The sequence below is a fragment of the Moraxella equi genome (genome assembly GCF_002027555.1).
GTDB classification, from domain to species: domain Bacteria; phylum Pseudomonadota; class Gammaproteobacteria; order Pseudomonadales; family Moraxellaceae; genus Moraxella; species Moraxella equi.
Genome location: NZ_MXAP01000050.1, coordinates 1 through 17,648 on the forward strand (window position 1 = coordinate 1; position 17,648 = coordinate 17,648).

Annotated in this window: 15 protein-coding genes; 5 read left to right on the plus strand and 10 right to left on the minus strand. The window is 45.5% G+C overall.

Annotation, left to right across the window (positions count from 1 at the left end; all coding sequences use genetic code 11):
* Window positions 1–182 precede the first annotated feature (182 nt).
* The 7 genes from B5J93_RS05350 to dnaB all read right to left on the minus strand — a co-directional run bounded on the left by B5J93_RS05350 (window position 183) and on the right by dnaB (window position 7,282).
* Entirely contained in the window at window positions 183–824 is a 642-nt protein-coding gene (locus tag B5J93_RS05350; protein ID WP_079325263.1) for an ATP-binding cassette domain-containing protein, read from the minus strand.
* Between the two features lie 2 nt (window positions 825–826).
* Window positions 827–1,513 carry a molybdate ABC transporter permease subunit gene (gene modB, locus B5J93_RS05355; protein ID WP_079325368.1) on the minus strand — a complete coding sequence of 229 codons (687 nt, stop codon included), beginning with the start codon at window positions 1,511–1,513 and terminating at the stop codon, window positions 827–829.
* Window positions 1,514–1,602: 89 nt separating this feature from the next.
* A complete protein-coding gene (modA, locus tag B5J93_RS05360) occupies window positions 1,603–2,352 on the minus strand; it encodes a molybdate ABC transporter substrate-binding protein (RefSeq protein WP_079325265.1) in 750 nt (249 codons plus the stop codon).
* 117 nt (window positions 2,353–2,469) lie between these two features.
* Entirely contained in the window at window positions 2,470–3,270 is an 801-nt protein-coding gene (locus B5J93_RS05365) for an RNA methyltransferase (protein WP_079325267.1), read from the minus strand.
* Between the two features lie 276 nt (window positions 3,271–3,546).
* Complete coding sequence (gene argF, locus B5J93_RS05375; RefSeq protein ID WP_079325271.1) at window positions 3,547–4,464, minus strand: ornithine carbamoyltransferase; 918 nt, start codon at window positions 4,462–4,464, stop codon at window positions 3,547–3,549.
* Window positions 4,465–4,731: 267 nt separating this feature from the next.
* Complete coding sequence (gene alr, locus B5J93_RS05380; RefSeq protein ID WP_079325273.1) at window positions 4,732–5,835, minus strand: alanine racemase; 1,104 nt, start codon at window positions 5,833–5,835, stop codon at window positions 4,732–4,734.
* Between the two features lie 31 nt (window positions 5,836–5,866).
* Complete coding sequence (gene dnaB, locus B5J93_RS05385) at window positions 5,867–7,282, minus strand: replicative DNA helicase (RefSeq protein WP_079325275.1); 1,416 nt, start codon at window positions 7,280–7,282, stop codon at window positions 5,867–5,869.
* A gap of 124 nt (window positions 7,283–7,406) precedes the next feature.
* Between dnaB and pdxA the strand changes: the two genes are divergently transcribed.
* The 3 genes from pdxA to folD all read left to right on the plus strand — a co-directional run bounded on the left by pdxA (window position 7,407) and on the right by folD (window position 11,820).
* Window positions 7,407–8,450 carry a 4-hydroxythreonine-4-phosphate dehydrogenase PdxA gene (gene pdxA, locus B5J93_RS05390; protein ID WP_079325277.1) on the plus strand — a complete coding sequence of 348 codons (1,044 nt, stop codon included), beginning with the start codon at window positions 7,407–7,409 and terminating at the stop codon, window positions 8,448–8,450.
* A 137-nt stretch (window positions 8,451–8,587) separates the two neighbouring features.
* Complete coding sequence (gene clpA / locus B5J93_RS05395) at window positions 8,588–10,915, plus strand: ATP-dependent Clp protease ATP-binding subunit ClpA (RefSeq protein ID WP_079325278.1); 2,328 nt, start codon at window positions 8,588–8,590, stop codon at window positions 10,913–10,915.
* Between the two features lie 53 nt (window positions 10,916–10,968).
* Entirely contained in the window at window positions 10,969–11,820 is an 852-nt protein-coding gene (folD, locus tag B5J93_RS05400) for a bifunctional methylenetetrahydrofolate dehydrogenase/methenyltetrahydrofolate cyclohydrolase FolD (protein ID WP_079325279.1), read from the plus strand.
* 169 nt (window positions 11,821–11,989) lie between these two features.
* On the opposite strand, the gene B5J93_RS05405 is transcribed toward folD, so the two are convergent.
* From B5J93_RS05405 to rodA, 3 genes are all read right to left on the minus strand, one after another.
* Window positions 11,990–12,559: a septal ring lytic transglycosylase RlpA family protein gene (locus B5J93_RS05405; RefSeq protein ID WP_079325281.1), complete on the minus strand. Its 570-nt coding sequence runs from the start codon at window positions 12,557–12,559 to the stop codon at window positions 11,990–11,992.
* Between the two features lie 260 nt (window positions 12,560–12,819).
* Complete coding sequence (locus B5J93_RS05410) at window positions 12,820–12,999, minus strand: hypothetical protein (protein WP_079325283.1); 180 nt, start codon at window positions 12,997–12,999, stop codon at window positions 12,820–12,822.
* A gap of 186 nt (window positions 13,000–13,185) precedes the next feature.
* Window positions 13,186–14,328, minus strand: coding sequence for a rod shape-determining protein RodA (rodA, locus tag B5J93_RS05415; protein ID WP_079325285.1), 1,143 nt, complete (start codon window positions 14,326–14,328; stop codon window positions 13,186–13,188).
* Window positions 14,329–14,547: 219 nt separating this feature from the next.
* On the opposite strand from rodA, the gene B5J93_RS05420 reads away from it, so the two are divergent.
* Complete coding sequence (locus B5J93_RS05420) at window positions 14,548–15,138, plus strand: LemA family protein (protein WP_079325287.1); 591 nt, start codon at window positions 14,548–14,550, stop codon at window positions 15,136–15,138.
* 14 nt (window positions 15,139–15,152) lie between these two features.
* Window positions 15,153–17,552 (plus strand): M48 family metalloprotease, encoded by a 2,400-nt coding sequence (locus tag B5J93_RS05425; RefSeq protein ID WP_079325289.1) that lies wholly within the window; start codon window positions 15,153–15,155, stop codon window positions 17,550–17,552.
* The last annotated feature ends 96 nt before the right edge of the window (window positions 17,553–17,648 follow it).

The window sequence follows — 17,648 nt, forward strand, 5'->3', positions numbered from 1 at the left end:
GAATGTTCAACGTGTTCTAAATAAAATAAAAAACGATTGTGGTACATAAACGCTCTTAAGTCGATCAGCTACTAAAGCGTTGAGCTGTTTGTAAAATTATGACTGATTAGATTTTTTAAGATTTTAAGTTTAGCAAAGTTAAGTTCCATAAGCTAAATCTGTTGAATTTCGCAAGCATTCTGTCATCTACTCACCCGATACACACTTGATGTCAAAAATTCAATCTCTTGTATGTCATGACTGACGTACAGCATGGGAATGTTCATCGCTTTGATGTCTTGAAAAAACGGCAGAATTTCTTGCTTGTGTTCGCTATCTAGAGCGGACAGCGGTTCGTCCATGAGTAGTAGATTGGGAGAGTATAGCAACGCTCGCCCGAGTGCCACTCGCTGTTTTTCCCCGCCTGAGAGTTTGGCGGGCAAACGCTTGGTTAGATGCCCCAGTTTTAATAGACTGATGATGTCATCAGGATGGAAACGACGGGCGGACTTATCACGGTGCCGATAGCCGAACAGCAGGTTATCCATCACGCTCTTGTGGGGGAGTAGTTGCCCGTCTTGGAATACCAAACCGACCAGTCGGTCTTGTATGGGTAAATTGATGTTGGCTTGTTTGTCGAACCATGTCACGCCATTGACTCTGATGTGTCCTGATGTGGGCGTGACAATCCCTGCAAAGGCATGTAGGATGCTGGTCTTGCCCGTACCGCTCGCCCCAAACAGCCCGACGATGTTGTCATCAAAACAAAACTTTGGCGATAGGGTGATTTTACCCAGTTTTAGAGTGACATCACAATCAAAGGTGGATTTGTCATGGGTATTCATTGCTACACCTTTTGCTGTTGCTGACGATGATACCACTGTGAGAAAAACAACGCCACAAATGCCACGCCGACCGAGAACGCCATCAGTCGCATGATGGCAACATCGCCGTCAGCCTGTTGTAATAAGCTATACATGGCAAGGGGCAGGGTGCGTGTCTCGTCTGCGACGTTGCCCACGAACGTGATGGTCGCCCCAAACTCGCCCAAACTGCGACAAAATCCCAAAATCGCCCCAACGACGATACCGCTTGCCGACAAAGGCAGGGTCACTTTAAAAAACGTACCAATCCTGCTAGCCCCCAGACTTTTGGCGACCCATTCTAGGCGTGTATCAACCATCTCAAAGGCAAGGCGTGATGATTGTACCATCAAAGGAAAACCCATCACCGCACTGGCAAGCACCGCCCCTTTCCAATTAAAGGCAAATTCTAGCCCCAAACTGCTCAAATGCTTGCCAATCACGCCTTGATTACCAAATAGAACAAGCAGTACATAACCAGGGACGACAGGTGGCAGGACAAGGGGGAGATACACCAAGGTCTCAACAAGCGATTTACCCCAAAACTGTGAGCGTGCCAAAAAATAACCCATCATGATGGCAGGGATGAGATTGATGAGCAGGCAGGATAGGGTGATTTTAACCGATAAGCTGATGACTTCAAGCTCGTCGGGGCTGAGTGAAAATAGCATGGCAAATGATGATGGCAATGATGGCGACATTATAAAGTAAAATGGGCAATCTGGCTAATGCCCATTTGTAAGTAGTGTTCAATTATGATTTATTTTAACGGGGTAAATCCATGCTTTTTAAAAACTGCTTTGGCATCGTCAGATTGTAAAAACTGATAAAATCGCTTGGCATTGCTGTTATTAGGACGGACAAGCCCTGCAGGATAAATGATGGGCGTGTGACTGTTAGTGGGAAAAGTCGCCACGGTCTTTACCGCTTGGGTGCTGATGGCGTCAGTGGCATACACGATACCAAGTGGACACTCGCCACGGGCGACGAAATTTAAGGCGACACGTACGTCTTCGGTCTCGACCAGTCTTGGTTTGATACTCTGCCACCACGTCATGTGCGTGAGTGCTTCTTTGGTGTATTTGCCGACGGGGACGCTGGCGGTATTGCCTGTGCAGAGTTTGCCTGTAAAACTACCACTAATATTAAAATTTTGGCTCATTGTGACTTTGATGGGGTTTTTGGCAGGGCTGATTATTACCAAGCGATTGCCTAGCAAATGCGTGGTGTTGGTAGGGCTGATGAGATTTTTTCTATTAAGATAAGTCATCCATGCTACATCTGCTGAGATAAATACGTCCGCCTTGCCACCTTGTTCTATCTGCTTGGCGAGCGTGCCTGATGATGCATAAGAAGTCTTTACTTTGGTGCGGTATTTTTTCTCATACATTTTGTTAAGCTCGCCCATGACATCGGTCAGGCTGGCTGCTGCATAGACGGTTACGTCAGCATGGGCGACAGGCAGGTTTAGCATGAGTGTGGACAATAGGGGCAGGGTCAAAGATTTCATAAAGGACACCAAAACAACCATTAAAAATTGACATAAGTTAAGAAAAGCAAGATGACATGATTGTATAACAAAATCACACCCTAGCCCATTGCCCAAAAGTGGTAAGCTGTTCAATATTTAGCCAATCTTTTTATCAATCTTTGCCAATAATGCTCGCAGTAGGGCGTATTCTTTTTGGTCAAGTTGCAGGCGAGAAGATAGGCGTGATAAGCGTTTGGGCAGGTCTTTTAGTTCATCATCTCGGGCGAGATTGAGCTTGATGAGCAGGCTTGTGATGGCGTCATCAAGCCCCATCTTTTGGGCGTGGGTGATGGCAGGCTCATCCCATTCGGTGCGATGATGGATGTCAAGATGGTGTTTGAGATTGTGCTGATTATAATGGGTGTCATCTTTGGGTTTGTCGCTGTTTTGCTCATCAAAATAAGCATAAAGTGTGCTTATGATGACTTGTACGGCACTTGCCACGTTAAGCACAGGATAGGCAGGGTTGGCAGGGATTTGCACATGATAATCCGCCAGTGCCAGCTCGTCATTGGTCAGCCCTCTGTCTTCACGCCCAAAGACCAAGGCGATGGTTGCATTGGGGTTTTTAGCCAAAAAATCATGACACAGCACCGCACACTTGTTTGGTGTGATGACAGGCTTGGGCAGATGGCGAGTGCGTGCCGATGCCATGACAATCAAGGCATGTGGCGATAGGGCGGTCTCGATGGTGTCAGAGATGATGGCGTTGTCTAGGACGGACGTACCACCGGCGGCATTGGCGTGACTGGTCTCATCAATGGGTAGGCGGGGGGCGACCACGGTCAAATGGGACAGTCCCATGGTGTGCATGGCACGAGCTGTTGAGCCGATATTGGCAGGCAGGGTTGTATTAACCATGATGGTGTGAATGCGGTTTAGGAGGGTGTTTGGCATATGAATTCAATTAACAGTATGGAAGCGTTGGTGTTGGTAAAACATGTTGGTTTGAATGCTTGCAACTTAGGTTGTGATTGGTTGTATTGGGTTTGCAAAGCCAATCCTTTTGGCATGAAAGACTGCCAAACACGTAGCGATTGTAGTGTTGTGATTTTACAAGGCTTATTTGGTAGAACAATCATTTGTGCTTGCCAGTGGTAATATTTTGTTTTTATGACTGGTATTAACGATAAGTGTATCCAAAAAACACCAATCAAAGATTGGTGTTTGGGTTTATAGTTTGATTTTATCTTTTAACAAAAACTCCATGAGTGCTTTTTGGGCGTGCAAACGATTCTCCGCTTCATCCCACACCACCGAACGGGGGTCATCTAGTAGGTCATGGCTTATCTCTTCGCCACGATGAGCAGGCAGGCAGTGCATAAACAGCACGTCTTTGTCGGCGGTGTCTAGTAGCTTAGGCGTGATTTGAAAGCCTACAAAGTCGGCTTCACGTTTTTTCTGCTCAGCTTCTTGTCCCATGCTTGCCCACACGTCTGTAACGACAAGGTGTGAACCTTTAACCGCATCGGCAACGCTGTTTGTCAAAGTCAAGCGATGGGCATATCGGGTGACCAGTTCACTGTTTGGCTCGTAGCCTTTTGGCGTGGCGATATTTAGATGAAAATCAAACTGCTCGGACGCTAGGATATATGAGTTACACATATTATTACCATCGCCGACCCACGTTACCGTTTTGCCTTTGATGTCGCCTTTGTGTTCAAAAAAGGTCTGCATGTCGGCAAGCAGTTGGCAAGGGTGATAATCATCGGTCAAGGCGTTGATGACTGGCACGGACGAATGTTTGGCAAAGGTCTCTACACGCTCATGGGCGAATGTACGAATCATCACGATATCGGTCATCGAGCTAATCACACGAGCCGAATCTTCTATCGGTTCGCCACGCCCAAGCTGGGTGTCGTTGGGCGACAAAAACAGAGCCTGACCGCCAAACTGTCCCATGCCTGTCTCAAAGGACACACGGGTGCGAGTGCTGGATTTTTCAAAAATCATGGCAAGCGTGCGACCGACAAAAGGGCGATAAATCTCGCCTTTGTGTTGCATTTGGCGAAGTTCACTGGCACGACTGATAACGGTGCGAAGTTCGTCTTTGGATAGGTCAAATAAGGTTAAAAAATGGCGAACGCTCATGCCAACTCCTTGTTTTAATCATGGAAAAATAAAGGCATGAGTATAACAAATCTTTTTATAAAAATGCAATGCCTTAACCGATTTTATTGGTAAGTACACCTAATGAACCGATGTTTACCACAAGATTTGCAGGGGTGTGTTGAACACACCCTTTAACAATATTATGCCCATACACCCTATTCTTAACTTTATATAAGTTATTGATTTATCAAAAAAATAATTATAGATTAATCAATAAGTTGCTATTGTAAATTGAAATTAAAGTATCTACACCACAACACCCCGATGTGGGCGGTTGGTGGTTTTACAAAACAGCTCATAACTAATGCTATTCGCCCAATGTGCCACGTTATCGGCAGGTAAATCGTCGCCCCATAGCATGACCGTATCGCCTACACCCACAGGCAAGCCTGTGATGTCTATCATCATCATGTCCATGGCGACACGTCCAACAATGGGGGCAAGATAAGTTTGAGCGTCTTTGGTAATGGATACCTTAGCATCAGTAACCACACGGGGGTAGCCGTCGCCATAGCCGACACTTAGCACGCCAATGCGAGTAGGTTTATCCGCTCTCCACAGCCCACCATAGCCGACCTGCTCGCCTATAGGCAGCTCATGCGTGGCAAAGATTTGGGCGGTGAAATTCATCACAGGGGACAAGCCTAAGTCATCGGCAGAGCTATCCGCCACAGGACTTGCCCCATACAAGGCAATGCCTGCACGCACCCAGTCATGATGAGCGTGGGGGAAGTTGATGATACCTGCCGAGTTACAGAGCGAGCCTTGTACATCGCCGTACAAAGATTTTAGGGTGGTTAGTACGTCATCAAACTGCTTGATTTGTCGGGCATTGGCAGGGTGGTCTTTGTCATCAGCACAGGCAAAATGACTGGCAAGAATCAGCCGATAGCCCTTATCATGTAAAAGTTTGGCACAAGTGAGTACGTCATCATGCCCAAGACCTAAGCGGTTCATGCCCGTGTTGTATTTGAGCCAAATGGTGCGTGTGGGGCTATCTATAGGCGGAACGTGCGATAACGCCCAGTCCAGTTGGGCTTGACAATGCACCACGCATTCAAAACCGTGCGTTTGGGCGACAAGCCACTCATCTTGGCTAAACACGCCTTCGATGAGAATAATGCGTTTGGATAACTGCCCACAAATCTCATGCACCATTAAGGCTTCATCAAAACTTGCCACACCAAAAGCGTCCGCTTGCATAAGAGCAGGCAGGCAGTGGGCGACCCCATGACCGTAAGCATTTGCCTTGACCATTACCATGATGGACGCATGGGGGGCGTGGCGTTTGATGATGTCTAGATTATGGCTTAGGGCGGTTTGGCTTATGGTGATGTGAGTGTGTCGCATGGATTGTCCTGTTTATTTGTCATTTTATTTGTCATTCTTCTTCATAATCATCGAGTCTGTCGCCAACGATGAGATTATCAAAGCGGGTGTATTCGCCCACAAACTTAAGGGGCAGTTTACCGATGGGGCCGTTACGCTGTTTGCCAATGATAATCTCGGCAAAGCCTTTGTTGTCCGCCTTATCCTTATAATACACTTCATCACGATAGATGAACATAATCAAGTCAGCGTCCTGCTCAATCGCCCCTGACTCACGCAAATCCGCCATCATCGGGCGTTTGTCGGTACGTTGTTCTAGGCTACGGTTAAGCTGAGATAGGGCGATGACAGGGCAGTTCATCTCACGGGCTAGGGCTTTTAGGCTTCGGCTAATCTCGCCAATCTCTTGGACACGGTTGTTCTCCATGCCCGGTACTTTCATAAGCTGCAAATAATCCACGACAATCATGCCCAAGCCTTCGGGGTGGTTTTTGGCGATACGTCGGCAGGTGGAGCGGACTTCGGATGGCGGTAGGTTGTTACGGTCGTCAATGTACAGATGAGTGTTTTGAAAAAAAGTCATCGCCTGCGACAGACGCACCCACTCATCTTCGCTCATCTGTGCCGAGCGTAGGTTGCTTTGGTTAATGCTACTAAACCCCGACATCATCCGCATGAGAATGGACTCGGCAGGCATCTCCATGGAGAACATGACCACGGGTAGCTCTTGCACCAGTACTTCTTGGGCGAGATTCATGGCAAAGGTGGTCTTCCCCATGGACGGACGTGCCGCCAAAATAATGAGATCGCCCCGTTGCAAACCTTGGGTTTTGTTATTTAGCTCTTCAAAGGGCGTACGCAGTCCGATGAGTCCGCCTTGACGGCTTTTAATCTCAACGAGCTGGTCGGTCACGCTTTGTAAGATGTCTTCAACTCGCCGAACCCCCTGTTTGCCCGTGCCACGAGAGTAGTCTTCATTGATACGAAAAATATCCGCTTCGACCACGTCCAAAATCTCGCTCACGGTCTGTTTTTTGGGGTGATACGCCAGATTGAGCATGGTATTGGCGGATTTGATGAGCTGACGATAGATCGAGAACTCACGCACCCGCTCGGCATAGGGGATTAGGTTAAAGAGCGTGGCAGGGCTTTGGTTGATTTGCATGAGATACTCTTCCCCGCCTGCCATGGCAAGTAGGTTTTGCTGACTCAAAAAGTCATGCACCATCAGTGTATCATAAGGCTGATTGACTCGTGATAAATGATTGATGGCATTAAAAATCTGCCGATGACGCTCGCCATAAAAATCTTCTGTCTTGACAATGCCGTCGATTTTCTCAAAGGAATCATCAATACTCATGAGCGACGCCAGTAACGCCCGCTCGATGTCCATGTTGTGTGGCGGTTGCAGGGTCAGTAGGTCATCATTGGCGGTGTTGGTATCTTTTAGGGTGCTAGCTTCGGTCATGGCGATGATGTTTATTTTTTAAAAATTAGGCGGTAAATTTTACCACAAAGCCCAAAAATGTGCTTTTTAAAATGTCAATTAATCGGTAAAATAGACGACTCATTTATCCACAGATGACATCAATATGCAGACCACACCCCCCAAACCCCTACTCATCACCACAGGCGAACCTGCTGGCATTGGCATGGACATCGTCATTGATACGCTGACCCATCACGCCCACGCCTTGCCCACGCCCCTTATCATCTGTGCGGACAAACACGCCTTTGCCGAGCGAGTGGCACAGCTACAAAGGCACAGCAAGGCACAGACGGACATACTGACGGACATGGCAGTGATAGATGACATCGGTGGGATTAACCCATCTGACCCATGCCCTATCTATCTACTCCATGTGCCTTGTTTTGCCCCTGTGGTCGCAGGTGTGCTAAATGCCGATAACGCCCATATGGTCAAGGCTCAGCTTGACATCGCCCACACACTTGCCACCACCCACCAAATCCGTGCCATCATCACCGCTCCCCTACAAAAATCGGTGATGATAGACGGCAGGGTATGCCTAGACAATGGCGATAAATTTAGCGGTCATACCGAGTATTTTATGCACAAGGCAGGCGTGGACAAGGTTGCGATGATGCTTGCCAATGCCAAGATGAAAGTTGCCCTAGTAACCACGCATATCCCCCTAAAAGACGTACCCAGTGCCATCACACCCCAAGAGATTCGCCAAACGGTGCAAATCACTCACGATGAGATGGTGCATAAATTTGGCATAACCCGCCCCAAAATCCTAGTATGCGGACTAAACCCCCACGCAGGCGAAGACGGACATCTGGGCGATGAAGAGCTGATGGTTATCAACCCTGTTTTGCATGATTTTCGCAAAAACGGCATGGACATCAGTCTTGCCATGCCTGCCGATACCTTATTTACCGAGCGACATCTGGCGATGGCGGATGCGGTGATTGCCATGTATCATGACCAAGGGCTTGCCCCCCTAAAATCGCACGGCTTTGGCGATACGGTCAATATCACGCTAGGCTTGCCCTATGTGCGAACGTCCGTAGACCACGGCACGGCATTGGATTTGGCAGGGACAGGGCGGGCGAGTAGCAGTAGTCTAAGACGTGCCATTGAGATGGCGGTGATGATGAGTGGGGTTGGTTAATTGATGTGGAAAATTGAGTGGTTTTAAAAGCAGAATAAAGCCATCGCTACCATTTTCCACTTTTTTACATGACAATCATGGTTTTTTGTGGCATTATCCCCATATTGTTATAAAAGCATTCACCAAGTAGGACTTTTATGTTTAATAAAACCTTTGAAAATACTCGCCAAGCGGTAGAAGATTTCGCCCGCAAAGAACAGCACGAATACATCACGGTTGAGCATTTGCTACTGGGGCTTATCAGCGACCCCGAAGCGCGAGAGATTTTGACGGCGTGTGGGGTGGATTTGGACTTTTTGGCAAATGAGTTAAAGCGGTATTTGCAAGTTTATATCCCACGCATTACAGGCACGCACGCCACGCCCATGATGACCAAAGCCTATCAGCGAGTGCTACAACGGGCGATTTGGCATGTGCAGACCAGTGGGCAGGGGCGAGCGGTGTCAGGCATTGATGTGTTGGTGGCGATATTTAAAGAGCGGGATTCACAGGCGGTGGCACTGCTCAAATCGCAGGGCATATCGGGCTTGTCAGTCATGCGGTATCTGTCGCATGGCATGAATGAGCCTAATGATGAGCAGGGCGAGAGCGAAGAAGATGACAGCCCCAAAGCCCAAAAGTCCGCCCCCAAAAAAGACCCACTAAAAGAGTTCGCCCAAAATCTTAACGAGCGAGCCAAGCAGGGCTTGACCGACCCACTCATTGGACGCATGGCAGAGATAGAGCGCACCGCCCAAATCCTATGCCGTCGCCGTAAAAATAACCCCCTGTTGGTGGGCGACCCTGGGGTGGGTAAGACCGCCATTGCCGAAGGGTTGGCGTGGCTCATTACCAGTGGCAAAGCCCCAAAAGCCCTAGCCGATACCATCATTTATAGCCTTGATATCGGTTCATTGGTGGCAGGGACGAAGTTTCGTGGTGATTTTGAAAACCGTATCAAAGACTTATTAAAAGCCATTAAAAAACAGCCCAATGCCGTGCTATTTATCGATGAGATTCACACCATCATCGGGGCAGGTTCATCTATGAATAGTACGATGGACGTATCCAACCTTATCAAGCCTGCCTTAGCCAATGGCGAGTTACGCTGTATCGGCTCAACGACCTTTGCCGAATACCACCAAGTCTTTGAAAAAGACCATGCCCTATCCAGACGTTTCCAAAAAATCGACATTAAAGAACCAAGCATAGAAGACAGTATTGATATCTTGCAAGGCTTAAAAGTCCAGTACGAAGCCTTTCATCGGGTCAGCTATACCGATGACGCCATCAAATCGGCGGTGGAGCTGTCTGCCAAGCACATCCATGACCGCTTTTTGCCCGACAAAGCCATCGATGTCATCGATGAAGCAGGGGCGAGAATGCGACTGCAACATGGCGAGAAGTTGGATAATGCTAATCATGACACACAAACAGCCATCATCGGCACGGTGGACGTGGCACAAGTCGAAGAAATCGTCGCTAAAATCGCTCGCATACCGCCCAAATCGGTGAGTCGTGATGACGTGGAAGTGTTGAAAAACTTAGAGCGAGATTTAAAACACGTCGTCTTTGGGCAAGATGAAGCGATTAGCAAATTAGCCGACAGTATCAAGCTGGCTCGGGCAGGACTCAAATCCACCGACAAACCCATCGGGGCGTTCATGTTCGCAGGACCAACAGGGGTGGGTAAAACCGAAATTGCCCGTCAGCTTGCCTTTGCCTTGGGCGTGGAGCTTATCCGTTTTGACATGAGTGAATACATGGAGGCCCATACTGCATCACGGCTCATCGGGGCTCCCCCTGGCTATGTCGGCTATGACCAAGGCGGACTTTTGACCGAAAAAGTCCATCAGCACCCCCACTGCGTGCTACTGCTTGATGAAATTGAAAAAGCCCATCATGACGTCTTTAACCTACTGCTACAAGTCATGGATCACGGCACGTTGACCGACAATAACGGCAGAAGCGTGTCCTTTAAACAAGTCATTCTCATCATGACAACCAATGTCGGGGCAGAGAGTATTAGCCGTACATCGATGGGCTTTACCGAGCAAGACCACAGCAGTGATAACTCTGAGGCAATGAAACGCACCTTTACCCCAGAGTTTCGCAATCGTTTGGACGCGGTGGTGCAGTTCGCTCCGTTATCTAGTGAGACCATCGGTTCGGTGGTGGATAAATTCATCATCGAGCTACAAAGTACCCTAGATGATAAAAACGTGGTGCTAGAAGTCAGCGATGACGTGCGTACATATCTTGGCGAGAAGGGTTATGATAAACTTATGGGGGCAAGACCGATGGCACGACTGGTGACTGATGAGCTTAAAAAACCCCTTGCTGAGATGATACTCTTTGGCGAGCTGGCACAAGGTGGGGTGGTGCAAGTGTCGCTTGATGATGAAAAATTGGCAAATGATGATAAAAAGTCATCAAAATTACGCTTTGATGTGGTAAAATCAGCACAAGCAGTAGATATGGTGTAGGATTATCCTAAGTCATATCATTAGATGATTACGTTAATATAAAAGGTGGATTTATGGCACAGATTTTAGATGGTAAAGCCCTTGCTGGTCAAATTGAAAAAGAACTTAGTGAGCGGGTGCAAACTCTCAAAGACAAGACAGGACGTACGCCCATTTTGGCGACTATCCTAGTCGGCGATGACCCAGCGTCAGCGACCTATGTCCGCATGAAAGGCAATGCCTGTAAGCGTGTGGGCATGGACTCTATCCGTGTGGAAATGCCAAGCGAGACGACCACTGATGAGCTACTTGCTAAAATCCGTGAATTAAACGCCAACCCCGATGTGCATGGCATTTTATTGCAGCACCCTGTGCCTGCTCAGATTGATGAGCGTGCCTGTTTTGATGAGATTGCCCTATCCAAGGATGTGGATGGTGTGACTTGTCTGGGCTTTGGGCGTATGGCAATGGGCGAGCGTGCTTATGGTTCTGCCACACCGCAAGGTATCATGCACCTGCTAAATCACCATAACGTACCACTGGCGGGCAAACACGCTGTGGTGGTGGGGCGTAGTGCGATTTTGGGCAAACCGATGGCGATGATGCTTCTAAATGCCAACTGCACCGTAACCATTTGCCACTCTAAGACCGCCAATCTTGCCGACCATGTCCGCCAAGCGGACATTGTGGTGGGGGCGGTGGGCGTGCCAGAGCTTATCAAAAAAGATTGGATAAAACAAGGGGCGGTGGTCGTGGATGCAGGCTTTCACCCGACTAAGACAGGCGGTGTGGGTGATATTGAGCTTGATGGTATTGAAGAGATTGCCAGTTTCTACACACCCGTACCAGGGGGTGTGGGGCCGATGACCATTAACACCCTAATCCGCCAAAGTGTCGAAGCAGGCGAGTTAGAAGCAGGTTTGTAAAATAGAGTCAAAGAGCTTAAAATTACCACAGGTTTATGATATGTGGATATAGGGACGTGTCAAGCACGTCCTTTGTAATTTTATGTGCTAAATTGCTTGTAAAATAAAAACCACAAATGTAAATTCGTGGTTTTTAAAGTAAATGGGGATTTAAAAGGAAAGCAAGCGATTAATCAATACGCTCAATGCTGACATTGCCCACGCCTTTTTGGGTTAGCCCAATGGCTTTGGCGGCACCATAAGACAAATCCAAGATACGGTTGGCTTGGGCAGGGCGGTCATTGACTTTAACGACGACCGATTTGCCGTTGTCCTTATTGGTGACTTTGATGTAGCAGTTCATCGGTAAGGAGCTGTGAGCGGCGGTCATGGCATTCATGTCAAAGGTTTCGCCACTGGCGGTGGGTTTGCCATGGAACTGGCGACCATACCATGATGCCATGCCTGATTGTTTAAATTTGCTGACGGTATTAGAAGCAACAGCAGAGAGCTGTCCTAGCATGTCCGAGTCTTTTTGAGAGTCACTCTTAGCGTCCTTGATTAAAGAGCTTGATAACGCCAATGAAGTGTTGTCACGAGTCGATTTGACAAGGCTTGATGCGTTATTGTGCTGACGGCTAAGCTCGCCCAATACTTTATCAATATTGGCACTTGTGTTTGCCGCATTGACCGCTTGAACAGGAGCGACTGTTCCTAGGGTTGTTGCAAGTGCAATCGCACCAGTTTTTAGATATTTCATGTGAGAACCTATAAAGGAATGCCTGACATTTTTTATTCATACCTACAAAAGCAATGATGGCATTCTAGTGGGTTAATGATTGGTGTTAAGTCAATTTAAGCAAGCCAATCGTTAGTTATCCTAATAAGATGGGGGGTTTTTCTTTATTTTGCAAGATTGTTTTATAAGTCACTTTACAAATTTGCAAAGGTTAAAATGAAATCCGTCCCATGACATAAAATTAATTACTGCAAGTTTTATGCCAAATAACCACAATGATGTTAGGGCGTGCCTACCATTGATAACATTTTTATAAAATAAGATGAAAATTTAATGCTTTTATCAATTTTTGCATGAAAAATGGCTAAATCTTGTTTTTCTGCGTCAAAAGCTCGTTTGATAGAACGACTATCAAACTTCACTTTTTCCTTGAAAAACGGGCGATTTCCCCTATTTTTCATTGCAAATACCAAAGGCAGGCACGCCCTATTGTTTTTAAAAATTTAACAAATAAAGGGTGTCTTCAACCATTATTTATGATTTTTTGTCATAAATCTGTCATGTTCTTATCTTAACATGATTTATAACAAAACCGTACATCATTTTATGACATACGGTTTTAAAATAGTGACAGAAGGTATTGTGTCCTACTGCTTGGTATGAGTATGCACACAGGTTAGCAGTCCAAAGCCTGCCATCAGAGTAATCACCGCCGTACCGCCATAACTGATAAATGGCAAAGGCACACCAACCACGGGCAGTATGCCACTGACCATGCCCATATTCACAAAAATATAGACAAAAAATGACATGGTCAATGCCCCAGCGAGCAGACGACAATAAGTGTCAGGATTGACAACGGCAATATAAAAAGAGCGAGCCAATAAGCACAGATAAAAGAACAGCAACAGACCCACGCCTGCCAAACCAAACTCTTCGCTAAATGCTGCGATGGCAAAGTCGGTATGACCTTCGGGCAAAAAGTGTAAATGTGACTGCGTGCCTTCGAGATAGCCTTTGCCTGTCAAGCCACCCGAACCGATGGCGGTTTTTGATTGGATGATGTTCCAACCTGCCCCCAAGGCGTCCGCTTCGGGGTCAAATAGGGTCATGACACGGGTTTTTTGGTAGTCGTGCATGTAAAAATTCCACAAGCCCCACACAAAAGGAATAAACACTGCAATCGCCCCGCCAATCATCCACCAAGGCAACCCTGATAAAAACAGCACAAACATACCACTGGCTGCCACCAGAATAGACGTCCCCAAATCAGGCTCTTTGGCGATGAGTATCACAGGCACAGCGATGATGGCAAGCGTGGTAAAGACCGTGGGAATGCTTGGTGGTAGCTCCTTTCTGGATAGATACCACGCACACATCATCGGCATGCCAAGTTTCATGAATTCAGACGGCTGAACACTACCAAAGCCAGGGATGTCAATCCAACGCCTCGCCCCCATGCGAACTTCGCCAATAATCTCAACGAGCACCAACAAAATCAGCCCCAGCACATAAAAAATGGGGCTTAGCGTGCGATAAAAAGTGGGGGGAATCTGTGCCATGACTGCCATGACCACAAAGGCAATGCCATAGCTCACCATTTGTCGGATGACCATGGCGGTGTTTTGCGTGGACGCACTGTATAGCACCGTCAAACCCACAAAGCAGATACTGAACAAAATCAGGGTCAGCCATGGGTCGATGTGAATGCGTTGCCACACGCTCGGCTCTAAATCTCGCCCAACGAAGTGATGGCTTTGGCGTGAAAATCGGTACTGTTCTTCTCTCATGGCAAATCGTGGTGCGGTTGGATGAACTTTTGATAAAATTTATCAAAAAATTGCTGATAGTTGGCGGATTTCATGATAAATTATAAGATGGTCGTGTAAGTTACTTGATGTATCAGCGACTGACATTTTTATCAAAACATGCTATTTTAATTCATCTTGATGATTTTTAACAGTAAAATTTTGTGTTAGGGCAAAATTTTGTAAAAATAAGGAAAAATTATGGCCATCATCGTAACACTCATCATATTGGCAGTTATCATCGGCTTTTTGATAGCGGTGTACAACGCACTGGTTCGTCTAAGAAACCAAGTGGCAAATGGATTGGCACAGATTGATGTTCAGCTCAAACGTCGCCACGACCTAATCCCCAATCTTGTCAATGTCGCCAAACGCTACATGACCCACGAAGAGCAGGTACTAACCCAAGTGACCGAAGCCAGAAACATCGCCAAAAGTGGATTGGATGCACTTAAAGGTGCAGGGCTGTCAGGCACGGATGGGCTTATCAAACTGGCAAATGCTGAGAGCAACCTGTCTCGGGCGTTGGGCAGTTTTTATGCCGTGGTAGAAAATTACCCTGAATTAAAAGCCGATTCTGCCCTAAAAGAGCTCTCTGATGAGATTAAAAACACCGAAAATCGCATTGGATTTGCCCGTCAGTTTTATAATGACAGCGTGATGTTTTATAATAACCAACGTGAGAGTTTTCCTAATAATTTAGTGGCAAATTGGTTTGGGTTTATGCCAATAGCACAATTAGAATTTGCTGATAAATCCGCCATTGATGTTGCACCAACGGTCAGTCTTTAATGTATTGGTGATGTATGCCACAGCGAATTTATCAAAACTTTTTTGAATTACAACGCCATTACAAAAGAAACAGCATGGTGTTATATGCGTTATTTGTCATGGCGATGATGATTCATGTATTGCTTGCCTTATTACTTTTTATGATAATATGGTATGTTATCTTTGGTGATTTGGGTGGTTTTGCATGGTTTTGGGTGCTGATTCTTGTGCCCAGTTATTTTATCATGAGTGTTTTGTATCATTATAATAAAATCAGCCATGATAATGACTTTTTATTAAAAGACATTGATGTCACACGCTTATTTATTAATATCTCAGGCGTGGATTTGCCTATTAATCATTTTAATGATGATGAAGATAATAATAAAAAGAAAAAAAGACAGCAGGTGATTTATGCCAAAGACATCAAAGACTTTGAACCAAAATATCGGCGGTATTATGAATTTGCCGAGCAGTTAGCCATTGCCTCAAACATTACTTTACCCAAATTATACGTCATGGATGAGACGGGGGTGAATGCCTTTGTGGCAGGGGTTAATCAAGCAAATATGATGCTCGTTGTCAGTAAAGGGGCGTTAGAATTAGATAATGAAAGTCTTTATGGACTTATCGGGCATGAATATGGGCATATTTTACATGGCGATGCCAAATTAAATGTACAAATGTATGTCTTAATGTCAGGTCTGTCATGGCTTTATGATGTTGCCGATGGCTTAGAATGGCTGTCTAAATGGCGACAAAAACCCAAAGCCAAACGCTATCAATACCAAGATGATAAAGGTGAACGCCAAGAATATGTGATTGTGATGGGTACGGGGCGATTGTCCATAGAGTTTATTTCTTTGGTGATTCGCTTATTGGGCTTTTTGGGCATGGCAAGTAGCGAATGGATAAAACAGCATTTTAATCGTCAGCGTGAGTTTTTGGCGGATGCAACATCGGTGCAATTAACCCGTAGCGATGGCGTGTCAAAATTATTACAAACCCTGCAGCGAATGCCGTATTTGGCACATGCCCAAAAACGCTATACCACGCATTTGAGTTATTTTTTCTTTCTAAATCCCCAAGATACCCAGACGTCTATCAACTGGCGGGAGCGAATGGGGCATATGGGTAGCACGCACCCGAGCAATCATGAGCGAATACTGGCGTTGGATGAGCATTATTATGATGACTTTGCCAAGATGGCGATTGATGATTTGGATGTGGATGTATTACAACAAACCCATGATAAGATGATGTTCATTGATTGGTATAAAAAATCAGGCGTGAGCGATTATAAAACCGTGGAGTTTGTATTATGTGATGATAAAGATATGGGTAAAGATAAAGATGCTCATTTATTTGTGAATTCTGGTGATAATCAAAAAGTGATTGATATCGCCATTTATAATAATGACATTGAAATATCACAAGATAAAGTGGTTAATGGCAGGCTGGTTGTGGATAAATCATGGCAAGCCCAAGGCGAGATGATATACCCCAAACAAGCCAGAGCCGATTATGAATTAAAAAATATTCATCATGTTAATATGACTCATGTCAAAAGCATGACATTGCCCCTTATCATCGCTCGTTATTTACGTAATGATGACCTACATCGCCCCATAAGTAAATTATTTTCGCTGTTTTATGCGATTGTCTTTTGTCATGATAATGATGGGTTTTATTTATCCGACTCGCTTAATTTGGCAAATATTTTTTATATAAAATCAGATAATATTGATACCATAAAAATAGATAAGTCTTTATTAAAAACTGTGGCAGAGATGGATAGACGCATTGATAATGGCTTATTAATGCTGATTTATCAGCGTATTATCAAGGATTTAGAACATGATGATAAACAGGTTTTATTAAAAAATGACGTTCATCATCTGTTGGATTTTATCAATGCGTTACATCATCAAGACAATCATCATGATGATTTGAGTCTATTCTGGCAGGGTGTGCATTTATATCGTTTATTGGCGATATTTGCCGATGATATGGATATTGCTGATAAGCCATTGTTACAAAAACTGACATTCATGTATCATAAATATGACATGGACATGAATGATTGGATAATGATAACAGTAATGATATATATGGTTATGGCTCATTATGATGATGGCGATGACATAAAATGCCGTGCAAGCATACAACGGCTGATTCGGCTTATCAATCATGAGATTGTGATTGATGAGACAGACATGACGCAATTAATGCAAGTCATGAGTGCATTTAGTGTGATGGATATGGCATTATGGCTGTTAAAATATCAGCAGAAAAATACATTGACGGCTAAGCGATATATTGATACACTACATACTGCTTTATTGGGCGATGGGATATTGTGTGAGCGTGATTATGAAATATTATTAACCTTACATCAATATTGGTGCCCTGATGATGAATTTGTTTTGTATTGATTTTCAATAATAGCCACAAAACTTTAAAATTACTACAAACACAATGATATTTGGGTGTAGGGGCGTGCTGAGCACGCCTTATCAACAAAGTCATCA